Annotated in this window: 9 protein-coding genes; 4 read left to right on the top strand and 5 right to left on the bottom strand. The window is 63.7% G+C overall.

From position 1 onward, the window contains the following. Nucleotides 1-6: 6 nt before the first annotated feature. Nucleotides 7-1491 (top strand): NAD(P)/FAD-dependent oxidoreductase, encoded by a 1485-nt coding sequence (locus PAN31117_RS10145; protein ID WP_150738100.1) that lies wholly within the window; start codon nucleotides 7-9, stop codon nucleotides 1489-1491. An 81-nt stretch (nucleotides 1492-1572) separates the two neighbouring features. Here the strand turns inward: PAN31117_RS10145 and PAN31117_RS10140 are convergent, their stop codons facing one another. Continuing rightward, nucleotides 1573-2370 carry a class I SAM-dependent methyltransferase gene (locus PAN31117_RS10140; RefSeq protein WP_150738272.1) on the bottom strand — a complete coding sequence of 266 codons (798 nt, stop codon included), beginning with the start codon at nucleotides 2368-2370 and terminating at the stop codon, nucleotides 1573-1575. Between the two features lie 171 nt (nucleotides 2371-2541). Here PAN31117_RS10140 and PAN31117_RS10135 point away from each other — a divergent pair, with 171 nt between their 5' ends. Then, a complete protein-coding gene (locus tag PAN31117_RS10135; RefSeq protein WP_150738099.1) occupies nucleotides 2542-3408 on the top strand; it encodes a helix-turn-helix transcriptional regulator in 867 nt (288 codons plus the stop codon). A gap of 34 nt (nucleotides 3409-3442) precedes the next feature. Here the strand turns inward: PAN31117_RS10135 and crcB are convergent, their stop codons facing one another. Further along, nucleotides 3443-3841, bottom strand: coding sequence for a fluoride efflux transporter CrcB (gene crcB, locus PAN31117_RS10130; protein WP_150738098.1), 399 nt, complete (start codon nucleotides 3839-3841; stop codon nucleotides 3443-3445). Between the two features lie 115 nt (nucleotides 3842-3956). Then, nucleotides 3957-4646, bottom strand: a complete 690-nt coding sequence (locus PAN31117_RS10125) for an orotate phosphoribosyltransferase (protein ID WP_039393823.1) — start codon at nucleotides 4644-4646, stop codon at nucleotides 3957-3959. 387 nt (nucleotides 4647-5033) lie between these two features. Here PAN31117_RS10125 and PAN31117_RS10120 point away from each other — a divergent pair, with 387 nt between their 5' ends. Continuing rightward, a complete protein-coding gene (locus PAN31117_RS10120) occupies nucleotides 5034-6281 on the top strand; it encodes an MFS transporter (protein WP_150738097.1) in 1248 nt (415 codons plus the stop codon). Between the two features lie 21 nt (nucleotides 6282-6302). Here PAN31117_RS10120 and PAN31117_RS27105 read toward each other — a convergent pair whose 3' ends face one another. Continuing rightward, nucleotides 6303-6458, bottom strand: coding sequence for a hypothetical protein (locus tag PAN31117_RS27105; protein WP_174990907.1), 156 nt, complete (start codon nucleotides 6456-6458; stop codon nucleotides 6303-6305). A gap of 159 nt (nucleotides 6459-6617) precedes the next feature. On the opposite strand from PAN31117_RS27105, the gene PAN31117_RS10115 reads away from it, so the two are divergent. After that, nucleotides 6618-8897, top strand: coding sequence for an NADP-dependent malic enzyme (locus PAN31117_RS10115; RefSeq protein ID WP_150738096.1), 2280 nt, complete (start codon nucleotides 6618-6620; stop codon nucleotides 8895-8897). A gap of 133 nt (nucleotides 8898-9030) precedes the next feature. On the opposite strand, the gene PAN31117_RS10110 is transcribed toward PAN31117_RS10115, so the two are convergent. After that, nucleotides 9031-12597: an indolepyruvate ferredoxin oxidoreductase family protein gene (locus tag PAN31117_RS10110; RefSeq protein WP_150738095.1), complete on the bottom strand. Its 3567-nt coding sequence runs from the start codon at nucleotides 12595-12597 to the stop codon at nucleotides 9031-9033. Between the last annotated feature and the right edge of the window lie 352 nt (nucleotides 12598-12949).

Here is a 12949-nt window from a genome sequence, read left to right as displayed (position 1 = left end):
CAAGCCATGACTTCAACGACGTCTGCGTTTGTCATGCCGGAGGCAGCAGCGCCCGCCGCGTCGCGGGCGATTGTGATCGGGGCAGGCATGGCAGGGTTGCTTGCGGCCCACATGCTGACCGGGCATTTCGAAGAGGTATTTCTTCTCGAGCGAGATGAGCTCACGGATACGTCGGCTTCACGGGCCGGCGTACCGCAAGGTCAATTTGTACATCAGTTGCTCATGCGTGGACGTCGCACGCTCGAGGCACTCTTTCCCGAGCTGGGTCAGGCATTGCTGGACGCCGGCGCCGTGCAGCTCGACTGGTACCGGTCGGTGCGCTGGTTTTCGGCAGCGGGCTGGATGCCCCCCGCAGGCGAGGGTTTCGTCACTTGGTCGACGAGCCGCGACCTGCTTGAATTTGCGGTGCGACAACGTGTGCTCGGCGAGCGGCGTGTCACTGTCATGTCAGGGTGCGAGGTCACGGGGCTGAGCGTCGACGCAACGCAAACGCAAGTTTGCGGGGTGACGATTCAGCGACGTTGCGGTGGATTGACGAGAGAGGCAGGTAGTGTTTCGATGTTGCCGGCCACGTTCGTCGTCGACGCCAGCGGCCGCAATTCCCGCGCGCCATCGTGGCTGAAAGCCACCGGCTTCGATATGCCGCGAGAGACGGTTGTCGACGCCCGCGTCGGATATTCGAGTCGCCTCTTCGCGGTGCCGAAGCGCTCGCCATGGCGAGATTGGCAGGCATTGGTGGTGCATGGCCGTGCACCGGACTGTCCGCGCAGCGGCACGATTTTCCCCATTGAGGGCAATCGCTGGATCGTGACCTTGACGGGCGTGGGCGGCGACTATCCCCCCGGCGACGAAGACGGCTTCGCCGCGTTTGCCCGCAGTCTGCGAGTGTCGACACTTCACGACGCGATTGCCGGCGCCGAGCCGGTATCGCCGATTCGTCGATTTCGTCAGACCGAGAACCGGGTGAGGCACTTCAGTGAGATGAAGCGCTGGCCCGAAGGGTTCGTGGTGCTGGGCGATGCCGCTTGCTGTTTCAACCCGGTCTATGGGCAGGGCATGACCGTGGCCGCGCTCAGTGCGGTGGCCCTCGACGCCCATCTGTATGTACTTCGCAACGCTGATGCTGCGCCCAGGAGTCTGACGTTGCAACGTGGACTGGCGCAGGTTGCACAGCATGCATGGACGTTCTCGACTGGCGTCGATTTGCGTCTGACGAGGCAGAAGGGGGCAGCGCACTGGCGAGCGCGGCTCATGCAACGTTACGTGGAGTTACTGCTTGGGCTGGCGGTGGACGACGCGGCAATTTACCGCCGGTTCTTGCGCGTCATGCACATGGTCGAGCCGCCCGGCGCGCTTTTCGCACCATCGGTGGCGGCTCGGGTTGCAATGAAATACGTCTCAGAGCAGATCGCGCCCGTGTTTGCGCCGGGGACGCTGTCTTCCCGGGGCCCATCCAATCGGATCGGTGTCAACAAAGCAGAACGAAAGTGACGCGAGACGATCAGGGTGCCCGGCGTGGGTGTGATGCCCCCGCCGGGGGAGGGGGCGGCGGCATTCGGGGAGGCAACGCGCTCAGCCGACAACGAGTTCCAGCGTGAGCGTGTCGAGTGTGAACGAACCGTCGTCCTGAATCTTGAAGTGCTGGCGTACGCCGTCCGCCATTGCCGTTTGCAGTGCGCGGATGGCGACCTGCATCGACTCCGGGGTGCGCATGCGTGTCGTCCATGTCTTGAAGTCGAGGTCAAGCGTGCGCGGGGTGAGCGATGCCACCGAGAAGCCTGCGCCTGCCGCCATCGTCATCCATTCACCCAACGTGTAGTCGCGCACGTGTGAGGTGTCGCGCAGCACTTCTACCGCTTGCAGGTAGGTGTCGAACAACGGCTGTCCGCTGGAGGCGACGTCGCAGATCACGACGCGACCGCCCGGCTTGAGCACGCGGCGCATCTCTCGCAGCGCTGCGCCGACGTCCGCCCAATGGTGTGCGCTGTAGCGGCTGAAAACGAGATCGAACGACGCATCGACGAACGGCAGCGATTCCGCTGCGCCGAGTTGCGTGTCGACGTTCGTCAGCCCGCGCTTGGCCGCTTCGCCCGCGACCACACCGAGCATGTCGGCCGAAAGGTCGTACGCGACCACACGGGCGACGTGCGGTGCGGTGAAGAAGCTCACGTGACCTGCGCCGCAACCCAGATCGAGGACTTGCGCGTTCGGGTGTGCGCGAGCAATCGCGGCGAGTTGCTCCAGATCGGCACCCTGCGCATGGTTGGCGCTCGTCAGATAGGCCGAGGCCTGCGGGCCGAACTGGCCGGTGACGACGGCGTTGTGCGCCTCATGGGAGGCAGTGGCTTGGGGCCGATGGGTGTCGCTCATGTCGCTCACGGGGAGTCTCCTTCGTTTTTGGGGGCGGGACGCAATCTGTCGCGTCTTACACGGTGTATTCCGTGTGTACGGGGGGCTTGCGCGACATCGATGGGTCTCACGATAATGGCTCATCGATACCGGTACAAGTTGCCTTTTTATCCTGGTATGAAAACTACCCCCATGCCCGCACATTCCTCGCCTTCGGCCGAGCATACGCCGACTTCGCCCCACAACGATGATGCCCGTCAGCGTCGGGCGCTCGGTGACTTTCTGCGTGCCCATCGCGAACGACTGACGCCCGCCGCCGTCGGTCTTCCGCCGATGGGCCGCCGTCGCACGCCGGGGCTGCGTCGCGAGGAGGTTGCGCAGTTATGCGGCTTGTCGTCGACCTGGTACACGTGGATCGAGCAAGCGAGGGAGGTGTCGATCTCGGCGGGGGCGCTGGCGGCCGTGGCGAGCGCGCTGCGGCTCTCGCGCGCCGAGCGGGCATATCTGTTCGACCTCGCGGGCAAGCGCGATCCGGAGCGCGGCGCAGCGCCGCTGCCGCATCATGCGACGGCTCAAGTGCAAGCGGCGGTGGCGGCGGTCGCCGCGCCTGCCTACGCGCTGGATCGCTGCTGGGACGTACTCGCCTGGAACGCGGCCGCGGCCGACATTTTTCGTGGATGGCTCGATGTGCCGGGCGTGTCAGGCGGTGCGGGGAGTGCAGGGGGTGCAGGCACGAAGAACCTGCTGCGCTACATCTTCCTCGACCCGGGGGCGCGGACATTGATTCAGGATTGGGAAAGCCGCGCGCGGCGCGTCGTTGCCGAGTTTCGCGCCGAATGCAGCGCGTATCTGGACGACACGCCTGTGCGCGCCCTGACCGATGCGCTGCAACGGGAGAGCCCCGTGTTTGCGGCGCTGTGGTCGCAGCAGGACGTGGTAGAGCGCGAAGGTGGACGGCGCGGTTTTCATCACCCGTCACGCGGCGATATCGATTTCGCGCAGGTGACGTTCCGGCTGTCGGGGCACGACGACGTCAAGTTGGTGATGTTGCTGGCGTGAGCTGTGACGTCGACGGACTGAGTCGAAACGTTGCTTAACCCGTTGGACGCAGCCACTGAACGAGCAGCGTGGCGCTGCTCATGCCGAGCAGCGTCATGATGAGTGAGCCGCCGACGTGCACGACGACGATGAGCGCCGCTGGGCCGATCTGACCTTCGCGCAGCAGCGTGGTGACTTCGGCCGAAAACGTGGAGAAAGTGGTGAGACCGCCGAGAAACCCGGTGACGACGAACAGCCGCGACTCGACAGGGATCGACGGGATGTAGCTGAACACGGCAACGGCGATGCCGATGAGATAGCCGCCGCCGAGATTGGCGGCGAGGGTGCCGAGGGGAAGCGTCGGCAGGATGGCGTTGAGTTGTACGCTCAGCACCCAGCGCAGTAGCGCGCCGAGCGAGGCACCGAGGCTGATGGCGACGACCGAAGCCAACATGAGTGATTCCTCCCGACCATCCCACAGAATAAAAAAACGGCCAGCTGTTTCGAGCTGACCGTCCTCGCCTCTCAAGCGAATACTGCGTGCGTTGCCACTGACATGGCCAAAGGACTTAGTCCTTCGGGAACGACGTGGCGCCGCCGTGCGCGCCCGACCACTCGGCCGGTGCGTGCAGGAATTTCTCGACTTCATCGAGCGTCTTCGTGTCGAAGTGATTCTGCTGCTTCGCGACACGCAGCACGTCCCACCACGTGGCGAGCGAGTGCAGCTCCACGTCGATGTCCTTCAGCACCTGACGGCTTTCCGGGAAGATGTCGTAGTGGAACACCACGAACACGTGGTTCACCTTCGCACCGGCTTCGCGCAGCGCCTTGCAGAAATTGATCTTGCTGCGGCCGTCGGTCGTCAGATCTTCGACGAGCAGCACGCGCGAGCCTTCCGGCAGATCGCCTTCGATCTGAGCATTACGGCCAAAACCCTTCGGCTTTTTGCGGACGTACTGCATCGGCAGCATCAGCTTGTCGGCGATCCAGGCAGCGAACGGAATGCCTGCGGTCTCACCGCCGGCCACCGTGTCGAACTGCTCGCAGCCCACGTCCTGAATGATGACGGCCTCTGCGAAGTCCATCAGCGTACGGCGCACGCGCGGGTACGAGATCAACTTGCGGCAGTCGGTGTAGACCGGGCTGGCCCAGCCCGAGGTGAAGATGTACGGCTTCTCGGCGTTGAAATGCACCGCGCCCACTTCGAGCAGGATCTTGGCGGTGATGTCGGAAATCGCCTGGCGGTCGATGCCAATCATGATGCGGTTCCTTAGCGTAGCTGCCCGCCGTGCGGCGTGCAGCCAGGAGTCGTTGATGAGTCAGCGGTGTGCCGCGCCAGATACCGCGCAAAACACGCTACGCAGATGAACAGCTTACTGCGGCGAGACACCGTCTGAGGCAGCGGGCGGCGCGTCTTGCGACGAACGGCCTGCGCTTAAACGCGAATTATGCCACAAGTTTCAGCAAATGCGACGTCAATTATGCACTGAGCGTACATTCATCGACGCACTAGTACGCACAGTGTGCGCGCACGGCGCATATGAAAAAGCGTCTCCGACAGATGTGTCCAAAAAAAGAGACAGTTGCCGAGCCTTTATGACAGGCATACACTCTCGCCGAAATTCAGACCGGTCCAGACCATTCCCATGCCCAACGAATCCTCGCCTTCCCTTGCCGCACCGGCGTCCGCCGTCGCGAAGCAAGACACCGCTTACGCGAACCGCGCCCTGTGGGCTTCGGCCATCGGCTACGCCATGGACGGCTTCGATCTGCTGATCCTCGGCTTCATCCTGCCCGCTATCGCGGCCGACCTGGCGCTCTCCAGCGCGCAGTCCGGCGCGCTCGTAACGTGGACGCTCATCGGTGCGGTCGTCGGTGGCATCGTCTTTGGCATGCTCTCGGACCGCTACGGCCGCGTGCGCGTGCTCTCGTGGACGATTCTGCTGTTCGCGGTGTTCACCGGGTTGTGCTCGCTGGCGCAGGGGTACTGGGACCTGCTGGCGTATCGCACGATTGCCGGTATCGGTCTGGGCGGCGAGTTCGGCATCGGCATGGCGCTGGCGGCGGAAGCCTGCGCGCCGGAACGCCGTGCGCGCGCTTCGTCGTTCGTAGGTCTTGGCTGGCAGGCCGGAGTGCTGGCGGCGGCACTCCTCACGCCGCTGCTGCTGCCGGTCATCGGCTGGCGCGGCATGTTCGCCGTCGGCCTGCTGCCAGCGGTGGTGTCCTTCGTCATGCGTCGCACGCTGGGCGAGCCGGAGATGTTCCTCGCCCAACAGCAACAGCCGCGCGAACACGCACCGCTCAAGCTGCTGGTGAAAGATTGCGCGACCACGCGTGCGAGCCTTGGCGTGGCCATCCTGTGTTCGGTACAGAACTTCGGCTACTACGGCCTGATGATCTGGATGCCCTCGTATCTGTCGAAGACCTTCGGCTATTCGCTCACCAAGTCGGCCATGTGGACCGCCGTGACCGTGCTGGGCATGGCGTTCGGCATCTGGCTGTTCGGCCGTCTGGCTGATCGGTTCGGGCGTCGTCCCACGTTCATCGGCTATCAGATCGGTGCAGTCGTGATGGTGTTCGTCTACGCACAGCTTCAGTCGCAGTTCGCGCTGCTGATTGGCGGCGCGGTGATGGGCATGTTCGTGAACGGCATGATCGGCGGTTACGGCGCGCTGATTTCGGAGCTGTATCCGACGGCGGCGCGCGCCACGGCGCAAAACGTGCTGTTCAACATCGGCCGTGCGGTCGGCGGCTTCGGCCCGCTGACAGTCGGTGCGCTGGCGGCCGCGTACTCTTTCAAGATGGCGCTCGTGTTCCTCGCTGGCATCTACGTGCTAGACATTCTCGCGACGCTGTTCCTGATTCCGGAACGTCGCGGCGAAGCGCTGCTTTAAGGTGCTGCGGCAGGCGTTATTTCATGCCCGGCCGCACGCCAGCCCTGCTGCGCGTGCGGCATCACGCTTCTGGCGCAAGGTGTACACTTTGCGTCCTGCGGTGAGCACCGGCCACCGCAAGTCCCACGGTCCGACGCGCGCGAGCGCGGTATTCAGGATCGGGGAAGCGATGGTCATCACGCCATTGCGCTGAGAAGAACCCCGTCGACGACACAATCGCCGAATCCCTCCGGTTGGCTCTTCCCCCCGCCGTGATCCGTCAAAAGACGGCTGAGTCCAGACGCTGCCCGCATGCGGCACAGGCCCGGCCGTCGCCCAGTTCTTAGGTATCGAGATATGGATGAACAACTGAAACAAAGCGCCCTGGCGTACCACGAGAATCCGCGTCCGGGCAAAATCTCGGTGACGCCGACCAAGCCGCTGTCGAACCAGATCGATCTGTCGCTGGCGTACTCCCCCGGCGTGGCCTACGCCTGTGAAGCCATTGCGCAAGACCCCCTCGCCGCCAATCGCTACACGTCGCGCAGCAACCTCGTGGGCGTGATTACCAACGGTACGGCCGTGCTGGGTCTGGGCAACATCGGCCCGCTCGCCGCCAAGCCGGTCATGGAAGGCAAGGGCTGCCTGTTCAAGAAGTTCGCCGGTATCGACGTGTTCGACATCGAACTCGCCGAGCACGATCCGGACAAGCTGGTCGAAGCCATCGCCATGCTGGAGCCGACGCTGGGCGGGATCAACCTCGAAGACATCAAGGCGCCGGAGTGCTTCTACATCGAGAAGAAGCTGCGTGAGCGCATGAAGATTCCGGTCTTCCACGACGATCAGCACGGCACCGCCATCATTGCCTCGGCCGCTATCCTCAACGGCCTGAAGGTCGTCGGCAAGGACATTGCCAAGGTCAAGCTGGTCTGCTCGGGCGCAGGCGCTGCCGCCATCGCCTGTCTGGATCTGCTCGTGAACCTCGGCCTCAAGAAAGAGAACATTCTCGTTCTCGACTCGAAGGGCGTGATTCACACCGGCCGCGACAAGCTCGACGAGAGCAAGGCGCGTTACGCTGTGGCGACCGAAGCCCGTACGCTGGCCGACGCCAGCAACGGCGCAGACGTGTTCCTCGGCTGTTCGACCGCAGGCGTGCTGAGCGCCGACATGGTCAAGACGATGGGCACGAAGCCGCTGATTCTTGCGCTCGCCAACCCGGAGCCGGAAATCCGCCCGGAAATCGCGAAGGCTGCGCGTCCGGACTGCATCATCGCCACGGGCCGTTCGGACTACCCGAACCAGGTCAACAACGTGCTGTGCTTCCCGTTCATCTTCCGTGGCGCGCTCGACGTGGGTGCCACCACCATTACGGAAGAGATGAAGCTCGCCACTGTGCGTGCCATCGCCGAACTGGCGCAGGAAGAAGAGCAAAGCGAAGAAGTCGCGCGCGCCTATGAAGGCCAGTCGCTCGAATTCGGTCCGGAATACATCATTCCGAAGCCGTTCGATCCGCGTCTGATCATCAAGATCGCACCGGCCGTGGCGCAAGCCGCGATGGATTCGGGGGTGGCCACGCGTCCGATCAAGGACATGGACGCCTACCGCGAACAACTCGGTACGACCGTGTATCGCACCGGCTTCATCATGCGTCCGGTGTTCGCCGCTGCACGTGCCCGCTTCGGTAACGACGCTGCCCGCATCGTGTTCGCCGAAGGCGAAGACGAGCGCGTGCTGCGCGCCGCGCAGTTCGTGCTGGCCGAGCGTATCGCCAAGCCGATCATCATCGGTCGTCCGGCCGTGGTGGAAATGCGTTTGCGGAAGATTGGCTCGAAGCTCAAGCCCGGCGTCGACTTCGAGATCGTGAATCCGGAAGACGACGCGCGCTATCAGCGCTGCTGGCAGGCGTATCACAACCTTGGCGCGCGCCACGGTGTGACGCCGGAAGTCGCCAAGGCCGCCATGCGCAAGGACAACACCCTGATCGGTGCGATCCTCGTGCATCTGGGCGAAGCCGACGGCATGGTGTGCGGCATGATCGATACGTACCACCGCCATCTGGATGTGGTCGATCAGGTGCTGGGCCGTGCGGCGGGCGTCGAGAACTACGCGGCGATGAACCTGCTGATGCTGGAGAATCGCAACCTGTTCATCAGCGACACGTACGTGAACGAAGTGCCGACGTCGGAACAGCTTGCCGAAATGACCGTGCTGGCCGCGAAGGAAATCGAGCGCTTCGGCATCGCCCCGAAGGTGGCGCTGCTCTCGAACTCGAACTTCGGCAGCGTGAAGTCGGCATCGGCTCAGCGCATGGCTCGTGCTGCCGAACTGCTGGCTGCGCGTGCCCCGTCGCTGGAAGTGGACGGTGAAATGCACGGCGACGCCGCGCTGTCGGAAGCGATCCGCCGCGCTGCTTACCCGGCATCGCGTCTGTCGGGCGAAGCGAACCTGCTCGTCATGCCGAACGTGGAAGCGGCCAACATCACGTACAACCTGCTCAAGATGACGGGCGGCGAAGGCGTGACGGTGGGTCCGTTCCTGCTGGGCTGCGCCAAGCCGGTTCACATCCTGACGCCGGCCGCGACGGTGCGCCGCATCATCAACATGACGGCCGTCGCTGCGGCGAACGTCACGCGTTGATGCTGTACTGACGAAGGCATCCGCCGGTGCATTGCCGGTGCGTGCCGCCGTCGAAAGCGCATAAAGAAATCCCGCCAGTCGCTCACGCGCTGGCGGGATTTTTCATGGAACAGCCGTCGTCAGTGTCGGCGGATCAAGCGGCGACGCGATGCGAATCGCCGTCACGGAACTGCGCGAGCAACTTCGTCCACTTGATGCGCGTGGCTGCAAGGTTCTGCTCCTTCACGTGCCCGTAGCCGCGAATCTCTTGCGGCAGCTCCGCGAGTTGCACGGCCAGCGAGACGTTGTGCTCGTTCAGACGCGACAGCAGTTCGTTCACCAGCGTCTCATACTCGCCGATCAGCGCACGCTCCGTGCGACGTTCTTGCGTCCGACCGAAAATATCGAACGCACCGCCGCGCAGGCCCTTGAACTTCGCCAGCACGCCGAACGCCTTCATCATCCACGGACCGTAGGCCTTCTTCACGAGATGCCCCTTGTCGTCGTGCTTGGCGAGCGACGGCGGGGCGAGATGGAAGCGCAGCGAGAAGTTGCCTTCGAACTGCTCGTTAAGCTTCCTCATGAACGCCGGGTCGGTGTACAGACGTGCGACTTCGTACTCGTCCTTGTAGGCCATGAGCTTGTGCAGTGCACGGGCGACGGCTTCCGTCAGCGGCATTTGCGCGTTCTCGTTCGGCAGGGCCGATTCGGCCGCACGCACACGATCCACCGTCTGCTTGAAGCGCTCTGCGTAAGCACGATCCTGATACGCAACGAGCTGGTCGTAGCGACGCTGAATCAGCAAGTCGAGCGCACGCGGCGAATGCAGCGTGATCAGCTTGCCGCCGGTGGCCGACGACTCGGGCGCTTCACCTTGCTGCGCGAGCTTGCGCACGGTGGCGAGGTCGTGTGCGGCGCGACGTCCCCACTCGAACGCCTGCTTGTTCTTCTCGATGGCCACGCCGTTCAGTTCGATGGCGCGCATGAGCGCTGCGTACGAGAGCGGCACCCAGCCCTTTTGCCACGCGTAGCCCAGCACGAACGGGTTCGTGTAGATCGTGTCGCCGAGCAGTCGCAGCGAGAGATGGTTCGCGTCGACGAAATCGACGTTCTCGCCAGCCGCCGCACGAATGTCGTTCTCCGTGCTTGCGCCGGGGAAACGCCAGTTCGGGTTGCGGATGAACTCGGCCGTGGGCGTGTGCGCGCTGTTCACGACGACGTTCGTCACGCCGTGCTGGATGCGTGAGAGCGTGTCGTCGCTGGCGGTTGTGATGGCGTCGCAACCGATCACCACGCGTGCGTCGCCCATGGCGATACGCGTGGCGTGAATGTCTTCCGGCTGTTGCGCAATCTGCACGTGGCTCGTCACCGCGCCGCCCTTCTGGGCGAGACCGGTCACGTCGAGCGTCGTAACGCCCTTGTTCTCCAGGTGCGCCGCCATGCCGAGCAGGCCGCCGATCGTCACCACGCCCGTGCCGCCCACGCCCGTCACGAGAATGCCGTACGGACGCGCAATCGCAGGCAGTGCCGGTTCCGGCAACGGCGGCAGACCGCTGCTGTCGACCTGTGCCGTCTTGGGCTTACGGAGCTGGCCGCCTTCCACCGTCACGAAGCTCGGGCAAAAGCCGTTCAGGCACGAGAAGTCCTTGTTGCACGTCGACTGGTTGATCTGACGCTTCGTGCCGAATTCCGTCTCCAGCGGCTCCACCGACAGACAGTTCGACTTCACCGAGCAGTCGCCGCAGCCTTCGCAAACCGACTCGTTGATGACCACACGCTTGGCCGGATCGGGATACGCACCACGTTTGCGGCGGCGGCGCTTCTCGGTGGCGCACGTCTGGTCGTAAATCAGGATCGACGTGCCCTTCACCAGACGCAGTTCGCGCTGCACGCGGTCGAGTTCGCTGCGGTGATAAACGGGAATGTCGCCGACGAGTTTCACGCCGTCGTACTTCTCGGGTTCGTCCGTCACGATGACGATCTTCGCGGCGCCTTCGGCATCGACCTGCGCCACGATCTGCGGCACGGTGAGCGTGCCGTCGACCGGCTGGCCCCCGGTCATCGCGACCGCATCGTTGTACAGAATCTTGTAGGTGATGTTGACCTTAGACGAGATCGCCGCGCGAATCGCCAGAAGACCCGAGTGGAAGTAGGTGCCGTCGCCGAGGTTCGCGAAGATGTGTTCGTCGCACGAGAACGGCGCCTGACCGATCCAGGGCACGCCTTCGCCGCCCATTTGCGAGAAGGTGTCCGTCTTGCGGTCCATCCACACGGTCATGTAGTGGCAGCCGATGCCCGCGATGGCGCGCGAACCTTCGGGCACGTTCGTCGACGTGTTGTGCGGGCAGCCGGAGCAGAACCACGGCTTGCGCTCCACGGCGATGCGCGGCTTGGACAGTGCTTGTTCCTTCGCTTCGATCACGCGCAGACGCGTAGCGATGCGCTCGCGCACGTCGCTGGGCAACTCGAACTTTTCCAGACGCGTGGCAATGGCCTTCGCGATGAGCGCTGGCGAAAGTTCGTAATGCGCGGGCAGCAGCCAGTTGGCCATCGGTACCGACCATTCGCCACCGGCACCGTCCTTTTCGTCGAACTTGCCGTACACGCGCGGACGCACGTCGTCGCGCCAGTTGTACAGCTCTTCCTTGATCTGGTATTCGAGGATCTGGCGCTTTTCCTCGACCACCAGAATTTCCTGAAGCCCTTGTGCGAACGCGCGCGCTCCCTGCGCTTCGAGCGGCCACACACAGCCCACTTTGTACAGACGGATGCCGATGCGCTGGCACGTGGCGTCGTCGAGGCCGAGGTCGGCGAGCGCCTGACACACGTCGAGATACGCCTTGCCGCCAGTCATGATGCCGAAGCGCGCATTGGGCGAGTCGACCGTCACGCGATCGAGCTTGTTGGCGCGGATGTAGGCGAGGGCGGCGTACCACTTGTAGTCGATCATCCGCGCTTCCTGCACCAGCGGCGGATCGGGCCAGCGGATGTTCAGCCCGTCGGGCGGCATGATGAAATCGTTCGGCAGACGGATGTCGACGTTGTGCGGATCGATCATCACGGAGGCCGACGATTCGACCACGTCCGTCACGCACTTCATCGCGACCCACAGGCCGGAGTAACGGCTCATCGCCCAGCCATGCAAGCCGTAGTCGAGATACTCCTGCACGTTCGACGGGAACAGCACCGGAATACCGGCCGCCTTGAAGACGTGTTCGGACTGGTGCGCGAGCGTAGAGGATTTGGCGGCGTGGTCGTCGCCTGCGAGCACCAGCACACCACCGTGCTTCGACGAGCCAGCTGAGTTGCCATGCTTGAGCACGTCCATCGAACGGTCGACGCCCGGGCCCTTGCCGTACCACATGGAGAACACGCCATCGAACTTGGCGGGATACAGATTGACCTGCTGCGAACCCCACACGGCCGTGGCCGCGAGGTCTTCGTTCAGACCCGGCTGGAAGACGATGTTATGACCGGCGAGGTGCTGCTTCGCTTTCCATAGCGAGAGGTCGAGACCGCCCAGCGGCGAGCCGCGATAGCCCGAGATAAAACCTGCGGTGTTGAGCCCGGCAGCGGCGTCGCGCGCCTGCTGCAACATTGGTAGTCGAACCAGGGCCTGGATGCCGCTCATGTAAGCGCGACCGCGCTCGAGCGTGTATTTGTCGTCGAGCGTGACCGATTCTAGTGCGGCCAGCAAGCTCGGATTGACGGGGGCGTTCATGGGGTGTGCTCCTCACTCTCACTGATTTTGGGATCGCCAAAACTTCCTGCCCCTCCCGCTCTCGTGAAGCAGGACGGCAGCGTGAATGCCGGCCTTTTGATTTTGCGCTTCCGAGGGCTCACATTCGTGATGTCACTCGTCGGGCGGGGCCTTTTTTCGTGATGCTGATGCCAGTCGGACTCATGGTAGCACCGGTGTCATGCCATTGCCTGACGACGGATGACGGTGGCGGTGACGTTCCATGGGTTGCCGATCGACGGCAGTATAACGAGGATTATGACGTTTACGTAAACGTAAGACGTCTGGCGTAAACCCTGTCTGGTCTTCCGGCCGGACACCCCCCATATAACCG

Origin of the sequence: Pandoraea anapnoica, assembly GCF_902459765.1 — a bacterium.
Classification (GTDB): Bacteria; Pseudomonadota; Gammaproteobacteria; order Burkholderiales; family Burkholderiaceae; genus Pandoraea; species Pandoraea anapnoica.
This window is presented reverse-complemented; position numbering and strand designations above follow the sequence as displayed.

Bases quoted from the DNA above. Each gene is read 5' to 3' on its own strand.
- PAN31117_RS10145 (WP_150738100.1), top strand. From the start codon at position 7: ATGACTTCAACGACGTCTGCGTTTGTCATGCCGGAGGCAGCAGCGCCC.
- PAN31117_RS10140 (WP_150738272.1), bottom strand. From the start codon at position 2,370: ATGAGCGACACCCATCGGCCCCAAGCCACTGCCTCCCATGAGGCGCAC.
- PAN31117_RS10135 (WP_150738099.1), top strand. From the start codon at position 2,542: ATGCCCGCACATTCCTCGCCTTCGGCCGAGCATACGCCGACTTCGCCC.
- crcB (WP_150738098.1), bottom strand. From the start codon at position 3,841: ATGTTGGCTTCGGTCGTCGCCATCAGCCTCGGTGCCTCGCTCGGCGCG.
- PAN31117_RS10125 (WP_039393823.1), bottom strand. From the start codon at position 4,646: ATGATTGGCATCGACCGCCAGGCGATTTCCGACATCACCGCCAAGATC.
- PAN31117_RS10120 (WP_150738097.1), top strand. From the start codon at position 5,034: ATGCCCAACGAATCCTCGCCTTCCCTTGCCGCACCGGCGTCCGCCGTC.
- PAN31117_RS27105 (WP_174990907.1), bottom strand. From the start codon at position 6,458: ATGACCATCGCTTCCCCGATCCTGAATACCGCGCTCGCGCGCGTCGGA.
- PAN31117_RS10115 (WP_150738096.1), top strand. From the start codon at position 6,618: ATGGATGAACAACTGAAACAAAGCGCCCTGGCGTACCACGAGAATCCG.
- PAN31117_RS10110 (WP_150738095.1), bottom strand. From the start codon at position 12,597: ATGAACGCCCCCGTCAATCCGAGCTTGCTGGCCGCACTAGAATCGGTC.